The sequence below is a fragment of the Sutcliffiella rhizosphaerae genome, assembly GCF_917563925.1.
Taxonomy (GTDB): Bacteria; Bacillota; Bacilli; order Bacillales; family Bacillaceae_I; genus Sutcliffiella_A; species Sutcliffiella_A rhizosphaerae.
On record NZ_CAKJTJ010000029.1, the window covers coordinates 37,581 to 50,576 of the forward strand.

Annotated in this window: 12 protein-coding genes; 9 read left to right on the forward strand and 3 right to left on the reverse strand. The window is 38.1% G+C overall.

What is annotated here, in order from left to right; genetic code table 11:
* Positions 1 to 281 precede the first annotated feature (281 nt).
* From yycF to rlmH, 8 genes are all read left to right on the forward strand, one after another.
* Entirely contained in the window at positions 282 to 983 is a 702-nt protein-coding gene (gene yycF / locus LRP81_RS18415) for a response regulator YycF (protein ID WP_230503864.1), read from the forward strand.
* A gap of 5 nt (positions 984 to 988) precedes the next feature.
* Positions 989 to 2,824: a cell wall metabolism sensor histidine kinase WalK gene (walK, locus tag LRP81_RS18420; protein WP_230503866.1), complete on the forward strand. Its 1,836-nt coding sequence runs from the start codon at positions 989 to 991 to the stop codon at positions 2,822 to 2,824.
* Entirely contained in the window at positions 2,821 to 4,170 is a 1,350-nt protein-coding gene (locus tag LRP81_RS18425; protein WP_230503868.1) for a YycH family regulatory protein, read from the forward strand. Before walK ends, LRP81_RS18425 begins: the two co-directional genes overlap by 4 nt.
* 4 nt (positions 4,171 to 4,174) lie before the next feature.
* Positions 4,175 to 4,975 (forward strand): two-component system regulatory protein YycI, encoded by an 801-nt coding sequence (locus LRP81_RS18430; RefSeq protein ID WP_230503870.1) that lies wholly within the window; start codon positions 4,175 to 4,177, stop codon positions 4,973 to 4,975.
* A gap of 6 nt (positions 4,976 to 4,981) precedes the next feature.
* Positions 4,982 to 5,776: an MBL fold metallo-hydrolase gene (locus LRP81_RS18435; RefSeq protein ID WP_230503872.1), complete on the forward strand. Its 795-nt coding sequence runs from the start codon at positions 4,982 to 4,984 to the stop codon at positions 5,774 to 5,776.
* 80 nt (positions 5,777 to 5,856) lie between these two features.
* The gene (locus tag LRP81_RS18440; RefSeq protein WP_230503874.1) at positions 5,857 to 7,107 is read left to right on the forward strand and encodes a S1C family serine protease; all 1,251 of its coding nucleotides are present in this window, start codon (positions 5,857 to 5,859) and stop codon (positions 7,105 to 7,107) included.
* A 102-nt stretch (positions 7,108 to 7,209) separates the two neighbouring features.
* Positions 7,210 to 7,365 carry a CxxH/CxxC protein gene (locus LRP81_RS18445; RefSeq protein WP_230503876.1) on the forward strand — a complete coding sequence of 52 codons (156 nt, stop codon included), beginning with the start codon at positions 7,210 to 7,212 and terminating at the stop codon, positions 7,363 to 7,365.
* Between the two features lie 83 nt (positions 7,366 to 7,448).
* Positions 7,449 to 7,928 carry a 23S rRNA (pseudouridine(1915)-N(3))-methyltransferase RlmH gene (gene rlmH, locus LRP81_RS18450; protein ID WP_230503878.1) on the forward strand — a complete coding sequence of 160 codons (480 nt, stop codon included), beginning with the start codon at positions 7,449 to 7,451 and terminating at the stop codon, positions 7,926 to 7,928.
* A gap of 50 nt (positions 7,929 to 7,978) precedes the next feature.
* Here the strand turns inward: rlmH and LRP81_RS18455 are convergent, their stop codons facing one another.
* The 3 genes from LRP81_RS18455 to LRP81_RS18465 form a co-directional block, all read right to left on the reverse strand.
* Positions 7,979 to 8,557: a hypothetical protein gene (locus LRP81_RS18455; RefSeq protein WP_230503880.1), complete on the reverse strand. Its 579-nt coding sequence runs from the start codon at positions 8,555 to 8,557 to the stop codon at positions 7,979 to 7,981.
* 509 nt (positions 8,558 to 9,066) lie between these two features.
* Complete coding sequence (locus tag LRP81_RS18460; RefSeq protein WP_230503882.1) at positions 9,067 to 9,369, reverse strand: nucleotide pyrophosphohydrolase; 303 nt, start codon at positions 9,367 to 9,369, stop codon at positions 9,067 to 9,069.
* Positions 9,366 to 11,012 carry a DUF2075 domain-containing protein gene (locus LRP81_RS18465; RefSeq protein WP_230503883.1) on the reverse strand — a complete coding sequence of 549 codons (1,647 nt, stop codon included), beginning with the start codon at positions 11,010 to 11,012 and terminating at the stop codon, positions 9,366 to 9,368. The genes LRP81_RS18460 and LRP81_RS18465 overlap by 4 nt, the downstream gene beginning before the upstream one ends.
* Positions 11,013 to 11,382: 370 nt before the next feature.
* Between LRP81_RS18465 and LRP81_RS18470 the strand changes: the two genes are divergently transcribed.
* Positions 11,383 to 12,846, forward strand: a complete 1,464-nt coding sequence (locus tag LRP81_RS18470) for a hypothetical protein (RefSeq protein WP_230503884.1) — start codon at positions 11,383 to 11,385, stop codon at positions 12,844 to 12,846.
* Positions 12,847 to 12,996 lie beyond the last annotated feature (150 nt).

Here is a 12,996-nt window from a genome sequence, read left to right on the forward strand (position 1 = left end):
GCAACCATAACGTTAGCTAGGGGTTTTTATATAAGTTTTTAGTATCTGAGATAGCGTTTTTTGGAGACCGTACAGGCTCCACAAGCGCCCACTGGATAAGCGAAGCCTAGTGCGGAAATAAAAATATTTTCATGAAAAAAGGGCCTTAAAAAACATTAATTTCACATACTATCCCCGTTATAGGTGCGCTACCTTGCTGTACATGGTAAAGTAAGGAGTATAATGCGTTCTTATAAACTGAATGATATGAATAGATAGAAGTTGAGAAGGAGCGAGTCCAAATGGAGAAGAAAATTTTAGTAGTAGACGATGAAAAGCCAATTGCAGATATATTGAAATTTAACTTACAAAAAGAAGGATATGAAGTTTATTGTGCCTATGATGGTGAAGAAGCGGTAAACAAAGTGGAAGAAGTGCGTCCTGACTTAATTTTACTGGACATTATGCTTCCTCAACGAGATGGCATGGAAGTTTGCCGCGAAGTCCGTAAAAAGTACGAAATGCCAATTATTATGCTGACAGCAAAGGATTCCGAAATTGATAAAGTGTTGGGGCTTGAATTAGGAGCAGACGACTATGTGACGAAGCCATTTAGTACACGTGAACTGATTGCCCGTGTAAAAGCAAATCTACGCCGTCATCAGCAGAAGGCTGCAGATGTGGAAGAGCCGTCAGAAATCACGATTGGTTCCCTTGTCATCCATCCAGATGCTTATATGGTGACGAAAAGAGGCGATATGATCGAGCTGACTCATCGTGAGTTTGAGTTACTCCATTATCTTGCGAAGCATATTGGACAAGTTATGACGCGTGAGCACCTTCTTCAAACAGTATGGGGTTACGATTACTACGGAGATGTGAGAACGGTTGATGTTACGGTAAGACGTCTTCGTGAGAAAATTGAAGACAATCCTAGCCACCCAACCTGGATCGTGACTAGAAGAGGAGTTGGCTATTACCTGCGACAAACGGAGCAGGAATAATTTTCATGAAAAAAGTTGGATTCTTTCAGTCGATTCATTTGAAATTCGTGGTGATTTATGTACTGCTTATTCTTGTCGCCATGCAAATTATCGGCGTTTATTTTGTTAGTAAGCTGGAGAATCAATTGGTAGAGAACTTTAAAAATTCTTTAAATGAAAGAATTAATTTGCTTGCCTATAGCATTGAGCAAGAGATAAAGAAGCAACGGGACGATACGACTCCGACGATGGAGGAGGATATTCGCACCGTTCTTCAAGATGTAAAAATGGGAGACATCTCTGAAATTCGCATAACGGATAATAAAAGCAAGGTACTCGGAACCTCCAATCCCTATAATCAGACAAGTGTTGGGAAGCGGACGACCGATCTTTTGATAAAGCGGGCGTTGGCAATGGAGAAGCTAGAAGAGAATTTAGCCATTGATGAAAGATCAAGGCATCGCGTGATGCTAATAGCAACTCCAGTGAAAACTAATAATCAGGAAGTAATTGGAGCTATTTATATTGAAGCGTCGATGGAAAATCTGTATGAACAGATGCGCCAAATTAACGGTATTTTTGCAACAGGGACCATTATTGCCCTAGCTGTGACCGCAGGACTTGGTGTACTGTTAGCCCAGACCATTACAAGACCAATGTCTGACATGAGAAAACAAGCACTGGAGATGGCAAGAGGGAACTTCTCGCGCAAAGTTAATATTTACGGAAACGATGAAATTGGACAGCTAGCTGTTTCCTTTAATAATTTGACGAAAAAATTGCAGGAAGCGCAAGCAACGACAGAAGGGGAGCGACGCAAGCTAAGCTCGGTTCTCTCCCATATGACAGATGGCGTTATTGCTACAGACCGAAAAGGAAGGATCATCCTTATCAATGAACCTGCACTTGGGATGCTGAATGTTTCACGTGAAACAGTGTTAAGTAAATCAATTGTAGAAGTGTTAGAGATAGAGGATACACATACATTTGATAACTTAATTTCTGAGCAAGAATCTTTAATTCTTGATTTTAGTACGGATAAAAAACCGTATATACTTCGTGCAAGCAACTCTATTATTCAAAAAGAGACAGGCTTTATCAATGGTTTAATCACGGTGTTACATGATATTACAGAGCAAGAAAAAATAGATCAAGAGCGAAGAGAGTTTGTAGCAAATGTTTCGCATGAACTGAGAACCCCGCTTACAACGATGCGAAGCTATTTGGATGCGTTGGCAGAAGGTGCATGGAAGGATACTGATATTGCACCAAGGTTTTTGGATGTTACACAAACAGAAACAGAGCGTATGATTCGTCTCGTAAATGACCTCCTGCAGCTGTCAAAAATGGATTCGAGAGATTACCAGTTCAACAAGTACCCAGTGGATTTTGTCTTTTTCTTTAACAGAATTATAGACCGTTTTGAAATGTCTAAATCGCAAAAAGTATCATTTGTACGCAATTTGCCTAACGAAAAGATTCTTGTGTCACTCGACACGGATAAAATTACGCAGGTGCTTGATAATATTATTTCCAATGCGATGAAGTATTCACCTGAAGGGGGAACCATTACCTTTACAGTGAATATTGAGGAGACAGCGCAGCAGATTTTAGTAAGTATCAGTGACCAGGGGATGGGAATACCGAAAGCGGACATTCATAAAGTGTTTGAGCGTTTTTACCGGGTAGATAAAGCAAGAACAAGAATGCTTGGAGGAACTGGCTTAGGACTCGCCATTGCCAAAGAAATGATTCAAGCACATGACGGAGATATTTGGGCGTCCAGTGAAGAAGGAAGAGGAACGACCATTTACTTTACGCTCCCTATTTCCCAAGAAGAACTAGAGGATGACTGGTCATGAAATATGAAAATGTAAAATCTTTAATACTGACAATTTTAGTGCTGATGAGCCTCTGGCTTACATGGAATCTATGGACGTACCAGCCTGAACGAGAATTCGTTAACAATGAAGGCGTGATTAGCGACGTTGAAATTAGCCAAAAGCTAGAGAGAAACCAATTAGTGAAGCCAAATCTAATCCTTTATCATTACGAGGAAGAACACCACGGGGCAATGGATTCATCACATATCACCCGTTTTTTAGATGAGTTTAAAAATTGGAGTCTCTATGATATTGAATTAATGAATAGCGCTAGTCATCGTGATTTCACATCGTTTTTACACGGAAACCGGAAGATGGAAGTGGTGTTTCCTGCTGAAATACCATTGAATACCTTTCGTTTTATGACGAATTTTTCTGAGAGTGATCCTCCGAGTGTCCCAATTAGCAGAATTGTCATTGACTTTAACAATCAAATCGAGGGAATTGATCCGTCCATTTATTTAGTCAACTATGCAGAAGAGGAAGTATATCGGGCAAAGGTTAGCAGTTTGTCTCTTTATGAGTTAGAAAGATCCTTCTATCAGACGGGCAGAACGTTTCCTTCCTATTTAGCTGTTCCAGCAGAGGAAGATCGTTATTTATTTCTTCCTGCATTAGCGAATGAAGAAGAGCAAAGGCACCGAAAGTATCACTATTTTACCGATCAGTTAAATCCTGAATTGTTTAAAGATGCGCTATTTAGTAACCCGAATATCGTCGCAAAAGATCAAACAATCGACGGGGAAATTTACAGAGATGACTCGAGCTTAATGAGGGTGCATGCCCAAGATTCTAAGCTTCAGTATGTGAATCCTGGGAATAGTTCGGGGTCTGGAAATAGTATGGACTTTAATGTGATTGAAAGAGGCATTGATTTTGTTAATGACCATGCAGGCTGGACAGGACCTGTGGAAAATTATAGACTTGATCGATGGAACAGGCTCTCACTAGGTCATACCGTTCACTTTCGGATGTACTTAGGAGACTTGCCGATCTTTAATTTTGATCCAGATGGTACGGCGGAAATTAAGCAAATTTGGAATAACAACGAGATTTATGAATACGAGCGGCCAACCTTTGAATTTGGTGTGCTAGTTACTCAGGAATCCAAGCAGCTTCCATCAGGAAATAGAGTCATGCAGGAGCTTAACAGGCTCAAGGTAGATTTAAGTAATGTGTCCAATATTAGAATAGGATATGAATTAAGGAAGGATCCTTCACAGGAAAAAATCTTCATACTTGACCCAGTATGGCTGTACCAAGAGGGAAATTTCTGGACCAAAATTAACATAACAGACAATGATGATTTAGAAGGAGGAGTGTAACGAAATGGATTGGAGAAAGACAAAAACCATATTCATTATTACCTTCCTCGTTCTAAACGTCTATCTAGGACAAAAGATACTCGAAAAAAGAGAACGAAACCAACTGGACTTTTTAGCAGAAGCAACGATGGAAGAGCAGTTTGAAGCAGATGAGATAACCTATGCAGAGTTACCGAAAGCACCTTCTAAAGATAGCTATATAAGCGGTAGAAGCTATGTGTTTACAGATGATGATGTAAAAGAGTTGGATGGAAAAGACCAAATAGTGGAGCGAGTGGACGAAACGAAGCTAAAGGGAATTTGGAAAGAACCCATTCCTTTTACAGATACGACTGTTACAAGAATAAATACCTTTTTCCAAGAACAAATTCTTTTTGCAGATCAGTACACCTTTTGGGGACAAGACGCTCTAACCAACTCTCTGATCTTCTATCAACAATTTAACGGAAAGCATATTTATAGGAACTCTAGCGGGATGGTGACCATTTATTTAAATGAACTGATGGAAATGGTCAGTTATGAACAAACCTTCATCACAGATTTGGAAGAAATGGACGTGGAGCAAGATATCATCTCGGCATTTACAGCGATTAGCAACCTTTATGAAAGTGGTGATTTAAGAACTGGCCATCATGTGGGGCATATGGAACTGGGCTACTACACATTAGTCGATTCCGATTATTCTAGCTCACATGTTCATGTGTTGATTCCAACGTGGCATATTGTCTTAAACCAGGAACAAGACATCTTTGTGAATGCGTTTGAAGGTTCCATATTAAAAAGAGAATCTAGAAAATTGGAGTGAAGAAACATGAGTTTGCATTTTAGCGTGCTTGCAAGCGGCAGCACCGGAAATGCCATATATGTCGCAACAGACCAGCATTCCTTACTTATCGATGCTGGCTTGAGCGGCAAAAAGATGCAGGAGCTTTTTGATAAAATAGGGAAAAAAATGGAGGACTTATCCGGTATCCTTGTTACCCATGAGCATAGTGACCATATTAAAGGGCTTGGCGTATTAGCACGCAAATATAAGCTCCCCATCTATGCAAATGAAAAAACATGGCAAGCAATGGACGGACTCGTCGGTCTAATCCCAACCGAGCAAAAGTTCACCTTTGAAATAGAACAAATCAAAACGTTCGGAAACCTAGATGTTCAGTCCTTTGGTGTTTCCCATGATGCTGCTGAGCCGATGTTCTACTCCTTTCATAATGGGGAAAAGAAAGTAGTAGTCATCACAGACACTGGTTACGTGAGCGATCGGATGAAAGGAATTATTTCCAACGCTGATGCCTATGTATTTGAGAGCAACCATGACGTGCAAATGCTGCAAATGGGGCACTATCCTTGGAGTATCAAACGTCGTATCCTAAGCGATGTTGGACATGTTTCCAATGAAGACGCAGCCCTTGCGATGGCAGATGTAATGGGTGACAAAACGAAACGTATTTATTTGGCGCATTTAAGTCAAGATAATAACATGAAAGATTTAGCGAGAATGTCTGTCGAACAAACCCTGACCACAAAAGATATAGTAGTGGGAGAACAAGTGGATTTGTACGATACAGACCCAAAGGAACCAACTGCGCTTGCTTTCGTGTAACAGTCTTAGGCTTTAAGCGCCTTTCTTTTTGCCTTTTTTCTGTTACATAAGCAAGAGCTGTGACAGAAAGGAAGGACAACATGGGATACTACGACAACCAAGATCCATCTAAATTCTCCAAGCAAAAAGGAAATAGAGGAAAGTATTTTTTACCAGGAGTAGCAGGGCTAATTCTAGCAGCATTATTACTTTTCGTAGCATTTCCAGCCCTCACTGGAAGAGAAATGCCTGATGAAAGGCAATCACAAGCACTAGAAGATCAGCGACAAGCCCTCCCAGAGCCAGGTGATGCGGGTAGTGCCGAAATCCGCAATGTTTCCGTAAATGTCATCTCAGGCGTAACAGAAGCAGTCGACAAAGTAGCAGAGGCCGTCGTTGGTGTCATCAACTTGCAAAATGCCTCCTTTTGGAACGATACAGAAGTAGAAGGAGACCAAGCAGGTGAAGCAGGAACAGGATCTGGCGTCATCTACAAAAAAGAAAATGGCAAAGCCTATGTGGTCACCAATTATCATGTCGTGGAAGGGGCTTCCCAAGTAGAAATGAGCCTCATTGATGGGACAAGAGTACCAGCTGAAATACTAGGAGAAGATCCTTTAACCGATTTAGCCGTCCTCTCGATGCCAGATGAGATGGTAACAAAGGTTGCGGACTTCGGCAACTCAGACAGCGTTCGAACAGGAGAGCCAGTCATCGCAATTGGTAACCCACTCGGACTACAATTTTCCGGCTCTGTCACACAAGGAATCATCTCTGGAACAGATCGCAGCATTCCCGTCGATGTGAACCGGGACGGAACTCCAGACTGGCACGCTGACGTCATGCAAACAGATGCCGCCATCAACCCTGGTAACAGCGGTGGAGCACTGATCAACATTCAAGGAAAAGTAATCGGCATCAACTCCATGAAAATTGCCCAAAGCGCAGTGGAAGGAATTGGCTTAGCGATCCCGATTAATTCCGCCATTCCGATCATCAACGATCTTGAGCAATTCGGGCAAGTAAAGCGTCCATATTTCGGTGTAAGCATCGGCTCCTTAGCAGATGTATCTAGCTATCACTGGCAACAAACGCTAAAGCTGCCTAAAGATGTGCATTACGGTGTGTATGTGACAGGAGTAGCGCCAAATTCACCAGCAGCACAAGCAGGCTTGCAGCAATACGATGTAATTGTCGAGCTAGATGGGGAACCAGTTCGAGACGTGATTGAACTGCGCAAGCATCTTTATAATGAAAGGCACGTAGGAGAAGAAATGACGATAACTTTTTATCGTGGGAAAGATGAGCGTACAGTAACGGCAAAATTAACGGAAGATTCGACTGGAGAATAAGAAGGAGGGGGAAACCTCTCTTTTTTTATGCTATTTTCTAAAACTGTTGATACATGGTATTCTAGGTATGGAATTACTGAATGAAAGGAATTGTGGATAAATATGAAATGCTGTTTAGAGCATGTAGAATTAGCAATGGAAATGTACATAGATGAGCACGAAATAGCACCAAATATGGAGAAACTATCAGAAGAAGAGAAGTTATCAACAACCTGTGAATTATGTTCTGAACCAGCAGTATATATGGTGGGGAACTAATATTCGCCCACTAAATGTGGATAGAAATTGTTGATATGTGGATAACTTCTGTGGATAAACTGTTTGCAAAGCGGGGATGAGCTGTGAATATCTCAGTAATCACAATTGGAAAACTAAAAGAGAAATACCTAAAGCAAGGAATCAACGAATACCTAAAACGCCTAAGCGCCTACGCCAAAATCGACATCATCGAACTCCCAGACGAAAAAGCACCCGAACAATTGAGTGATGCAGAAATGGAACAGGTAAAAAACAAAGAAGGCGAGCGGATAATTGGGAAGATTTCTGATGATACGCATGTGATCGCTTTGGCTATTGAAGGAAAGCAGCGATCTTCGGAAGAGCTGGCGAAGGAAATGGACAGGCTTGCGACATATGGGAAGAGTAAAATAGCGTTTGTGATTGGAGGATCTTTGGGGTTGAGTGAGGATGTGATGAAGAGAGCGAATGATACGCTATCTTTTTCGAGGATGACTTTTCCGCATCAGTTGATGAAGTTGATATTGTTGGAGCAGGTTTATCGGGGGTTTCGGATTAATAGGGGGGAACCGTATCATAAGTAAGTAATAAATTTAACAGAGACTTAACTTCAAAATGTATTGAAGTTAAGACTTTATTTTTTCACCATTTTTTTAAATGGGTTTAAATGGTTTCTGTAAGAAAGACTAAAACTATCGATAATTAAAGATATATCTTCTAACTTCATGGATGAATAGAATTTCATCAAATAATTTACATTGAAATATTTAACCTTCTTCAATGAAAATTTACAAGTCCTTAATATCTTCCATTTCATTTTTTTACTTAATTTCTTCATAGGTAACCTTAATTTTAATCTAATAAATAACCTCTCATATTCTGAGTATAGAGCGAATATGTATGAGAGAGGAAGAAATAACAATGTCATTGTAATAGGAATGCTAAAAATAACAGACAGTTCTAGAATATTTAGATCTGGGTAGCTTTGTACCGCGTTTCTACTAGCATAAAACACAATTAATAATCCAACAGTAGTCAATAAAAAGGTGAAGAGTTTTTCTGCTGACTTATGAGACTTATTTGTTTTACTAATAGAGTAAAATATTAATAAAAGTGTAGCTACTGGAACTAAAAATAATTCTGCAACTATGCCAAAGGTAAATGTTCCTACAAGAAACTCTATAAATATTGCAAATTTAAAATTATTCTTCACTAAAGCACTAAAATAGAACGTATCTCTTTCAGTTATAGCATTAAAACATATAGGTATTCCAATAAGCAGAACCCAAAGTAGGATGTCTTTTAAAAATAGCCATTCCCAAAATTCTAAGTTGGACAACACTCTAATGCAAAATGTGACATACAGAGTAGTAATAAACAGAAATATAAATATATACTTATTAGTAGCTGCCTTGATTATGTCAAAGATTGACTCTCTTAATTGAATATTCTTTATTGCCTTAATAAATAGAAGTGAAAATATTATTAAGGTCCAAATACCAGTTGAGATTTCTCTACTTGAAAAAAGGCCAATTATCTCAATATTTTTTCACCCCAGTTTTTTGGTTTTATCCCCCTACATAGACTATCGTTACATAAGATTTCTCCTTAACTATTGAACTGACCACCACCAGACTAATCTAAGGTTTAAAGATATTTTTAAATTGGATTGCAAAGATCAAAAGCAAGGAATTGCAATTATATCCATGCACACAGTAGCTGTCATCGGATAGGATACTTTCTTCCATTCTTAACGACCTTTTCTTCTACAATCTCTTTAACATCCAACCCAAGGTCAGAACACAACATCAATGAGTAGATTAAAACATCCGCAATCTCTTCACGGATGTTTTCTTTATTAGTTTTTAGTGCTTCCTCGCTATTGATCCATTGAAAGCCTTCAAGTAATTCAGCTGCTTCGATAGAAATAGAGATAGCAAGGTCTTTAGGATTGTGATATTGTCTCCAGTTACGCTCGTCTCGGAATTTGTTTATTTTATTGATTAAATGTTGAATGTCATTCAAGCCTTTCTGCTCCTCTCTAAATCTAATAGGTGTTTTCTTAATACAGGGTCTGTAGCATAAATATATAAACCATGAATTCCTCTCTTCATTAAGACGTTGATGGAATTAAGGATGATTTCTTCCTTAATTTCTTGGTTCTTCTCTGGAGATAAGTCAGAGCGTGAAGTGAATGCCCTTGTATCTTTATATTTAGATGAGTCTATAACAAGCTTGTCTTCATTTTCATTATAGCTAACGGAAGGACCAAGAACTACACCGACATAGTTAAGATCAAAGCCTTGAACAGTATAGATGGAGCCTACTTCTCTAATGGATTCTGGATACTCAGCCCATGCTACATTATTCATTGTGTTATTCCAAGGCATGTTTATTCCTTCTTCATCGACAATATACGATTTCTTGTCTTTTTTATGTAGGTAGTCAAAGGTTGATACAATGCGCGATAATCCAACTTCATTATTTCTGCTTTCTATAGCTGTTTTAAACGATTCAGCATCTTTGAAAATCTTAAGCTCAAAAGAAGAGTCTGTTTCTACCGGAAGTGGAAGAACATCTTTGGTGACAAAACGATTAATCCAATTTATTGTTTCAGAACTAGCATTCATCCTCATTTGGTCTGTTAAATTTACAGTTTTGGCTGAATAGTGTTTTGTAATTTCCTTGAGCAAAATGTCGTTCCAATAGCTTTTAATCTTCAAAACCTGCTTTGGATCAAAGATGACGATGGTAATCTTGCTACGCTTAATAATTTCATCCAACTGATTTTTATAGTTAAAATTATTATAGCTATCTTCCTTCGTCAATAGTAGATGCGCCTCGTCAATTAGAACAATGTCTGCTAAAGCTCCCGACTTAGTTTTCTCATTAATAAAGGGTGTTGGCTTCATGAGATTCTTTTTCTTAATATTCGGCAAGCTGTTGGCAATATTTTTATATGTCTTCAGCATCTCGCCATTATTCACAAGCAAGTAATTATCGGTTCCTTGTAGAAGAGAGCTACTATCCTTAGATAGGTCCTGAAGAGTATTAAACAAAGAGCTTAATAGAACACTTTTACCCGTCCCTGCATCTCCTTCAATTGTAATCACATGGTTGCCTTCTAACTTGAGGTGTTCCTTACAGAAACCAAGGATTTCATTCTTAATATCCATCTGCAGAGTTGACAATTCCTTATAAGGTGACAGTTTATAAATATCTTTGTTCCTAAGGTTTTCAAGGGTGTTACTCACAATTTTCTCCTCACGAAGCTTCTCCCAAATTACTTGAAAAAGCTCTTCATTATAGAATGTTTTCTCATAATAATTGTGCATTTCCCTTGAGCTGGTCTGACTAACATTTTGTAGTTGATAGTAGTTATCGGCAATGAAATAGTTAATCAAATTTGACTCAATATTATACGTTGCTGACTGATTAAACTTCTTATGTCCAATTAATATAGTCCTGTTCAAATCTTTGCGCCTATTATCTTCTAAATGATTCTTTAACCTTCTTGTAGCTTGAACGGTTTGTCCGATATAAGCGGATGGCCTTTTTTTCTCATTATAAAGAATATAGACAATAGGATAATTATTTAGTTGGACCGTCTTAAGGTTATAGTTTGAATCTCGTCTGAAATCTCTCTTTTCAAATACTAATTCACTCATACTTGTGGCCTCATTGTTTCTTTTTAAGATAATAGTATCATAAATTACGTCTATAAATTAACAATTTATGGATTGAAAAGGGTTTTCTAGTATATTATGAAAGTAGAACATCTTGTAAGCTTAAAAGGTGTACTTTAGTGAACAGCCTTAAGAGTACGCAAAACGTGCATTCTACCTGTTCGTAATTGTTTAAAATAACTTTACGAATGTCCGTTTAGTATCAACTAATTTTTCGAACAAGTATCTCTGTCATTAAATAATTAAGTTAAGTAATGTCATAATTTGAAGGAATATTTCGAGTATTGTTGAAATATCTAATCTATTTGGATAGAATTAACAGTATGCAAGAGCAAAGAATAGGGGGATGTCAATGAGTGTAAATGTTTACTTTTCCGATTTTTTCAATATAGATGCAAAAGTGGTTGAAGATTATGGAGCCTTTGATGTTTCCTTGATAAATGATTTCCCATTATTTATTGACCCGTTCCTTCTATTTAATAGCAGTAAGAAAGAGTACCAAGAACTACATGATGGAATGATTAAGTATTTGATGTTCTTAAGAGATAAAGCGCAAGCAAAAAAGATTTCCGATGGTCTATTAAGGGCATGGTTTATGTTTCCAGAAATCAAGCAAAATTGGCTTGGCTTTTCTAAGAGCGGAAATGGAGGCAGTGGTCTAGGGCCAGAATTCGCAAAAGCTTTGCATTCAAATCTTAACAATGTACTTTCAAACTTTGGTGAAGAAAAAGTAACAGAAAGCAGCCACCTTGAAAAGCTCTGTATAATTAAAGAGAAGGTTGGAAAGGACAGTATAAGTGATTTTACTACAAGATTAATTCATGAATATTTACTAAAGTATACTCAAACGTTTGCTTTAGAGAATTTAGACAAGAAGTACGTTAAAAAGGTTGCGGTTAATAATGTGAGATTTAATTATAAAACGGAGACTTGGGAGAATGACACATTTCAATTACCTTATATAAATGGAGATTATGTGCTGCTATCGCCAGTTGATATCTTAACAAAAGACGAAACGTGGATAAACAAAGCAGATATGGTAAAGGATTTTTCTCTTATCCCAGCGAGTATTGATAATGAACAGTTGAGGTTTCAAATTAATAATTATTTCATGTCCATACTTCCCAAAAATCCATCTCAAAAAGACAAAAGCCTTGCAGTTGGAAAGGTTATATCTGAATACCCAGAATTTGTTGATTACTACATTAAATACAAAGAAGAACGAGGAGACCAGGCAGAAGCAACAAGTATGGAGAAAGTGAAAGAATCAGCAAAGTTTTATGTTGAAAATTTTAAATCCCTGATTGCCATACTGGAGAAAGAAACGAAATTCTATCAAACTAAAGATGATACCTATGAAGAATCCTTGAAAAGAGTCAAATATATGAAGCATGTTATTGAGGACAATGATGGATATCGTATATTCTACTCCAAAGGACATCCAATAAAAAGGGAAGAAGACCTCCAAATATTATATAGGTTAACCTGGTTCGCAAGTGAGTCAGACGTTAATAGGGAAGTAAATAATGGACGAGGACCAGTGGATTATAAAGTATCCAAGGGCAATAGAGACAAAACGTTAATAGAATTTAAGTTAGCCAGCAATTCACAATTAAAGAGAAATTTAAAGAAGCAAGTAGAAGTATATGAGAAGGCAAATGACACAAAAAAATCAATTAAAGTCATCCTTTATTTTTCTAAACAAGAACTAGCTAAGGTAGAAAAAATTTTAGGAGAATTAAAGCTGACAGAAGCACAGAATATAATACTTGTTGATGCTAGGAATGACAACAAACCGTCAGCTTCTATCGCTTAGAGAGTACCAAAGACCACATTTAGTGGTCTTTTCAGACTGTTGACAAACCCAAATTATTTTTAGATTTGTATTTAACTGTTGATCTTCGTTGCAGACGCTTCGCTTTCCGCGGGCGGTCCGGGAACCTCCTCGGGCTGCGCCCTGTGGGGT

Bases quoted from the DNA above. Each gene is read 5' to 3' on its own strand.
- LRP81_RS18465 (WP_230503883.1), bottom strand. From the start codon at position 11,012: ATGAGTGAATTAGTATTTGAAAAGAGAGATTTCAGACGAGATTCAAAC.
- LRP81_RS18445 (WP_230503876.1), top strand. From the start codon at position 7,210: ATGAAATGCTGTTTAGAGCATGTAGAATTAGCAATGGAAATGTACATA.
- LRP81_RS18470 (WP_230503884.1), top strand. From the start codon at position 11,383: ATGAGTGTAAATGTTTACTTTTCCGATTTTTTCAATATAGATGCAAAA.
- LRP81_RS18440 (WP_230503874.1), top strand. From the start codon at position 5,857: ATGGGATACTACGACAACCAAGATCCATCTAAATTCTCCAAGCAAAAA.
- walK (WP_230503866.1), top strand. From the start codon at position 989: ATGAAAAAAGTTGGATTCTTTCAGTCGATTCATTTGAAATTCGTGGTG.
- yycF (WP_230503864.1), top strand. From the start codon at position 282: ATGGAGAAGAAAATTTTAGTAGTAGACGATGAAAAGCCAATTGCAGAT.
- LRP81_RS18430 (WP_230503870.1), top strand. From the start codon at position 4,175: ATGGATTGGAGAAAGACAAAAACCATATTCATTATTACCTTCCTCGTT.
- LRP81_RS18435 (WP_230503872.1), top strand. From the start codon at position 4,982: ATGAGTTTGCATTTTAGCGTGCTTGCAAGCGGCAGCACCGGAAATGCC.
- LRP81_RS18425 (WP_230503868.1), top strand. From the start codon at position 2,821: ATGAAATATGAAAATGTAAAATCTTTAATACTGACAATTTTAGTGCTG.